Here is a 357-nt window from a genome sequence, read left to right as displayed (position 1 = left end):
CTGCATCGGCGCGGCAAGCGTCGGGCAGGCGCCGCGGCGAAGCCCCGCAACCGCCGTTTCCTGCAATTGTCTGTTACCGGCCGCAGCCATGGCACACCCTTCCATCACCTGTCCTTACAGGATGACGGCGATCTCGGCAAAGCCGCTCACGCCTCGAAGTCGCGCCCCTTGCGCAGCAGATAGATATCCATGATCCATCCATGCCGCTCGCGCGCCGCGGCACGCATTCTGACGATCTCGTCCGAAACGTCGCCCAGGCGCCCGGAATGGACGATCTCGTCGGCGGTGCCAAGATAGGCACCCCAGAAGATCTCCGCATCCGGATCGTCGATCTGCGAAAACGCCTGGATCCCGTCC

Annotated in this window: 1 pseudogene; it reads right to left on the bottom strand. The window is 64.4% G+C overall.

The annotated features are described in order from the left end of the window. Window positions 1–146: 146 nt before the first annotated feature. Window positions 147–357, bottom strand: a pseudogene (locus AC1DIX_RS28395) (precorrin-6A synthase (deacetylating)); the annotation flags it as partial.

Source organism: Massilia sp. 05N420 (genome assembly GCF_056397205.1).
Note: the sequence above shows the minus strand (reverse complement) of the source record. Positions and strands in the feature narration are given on the sequence as shown.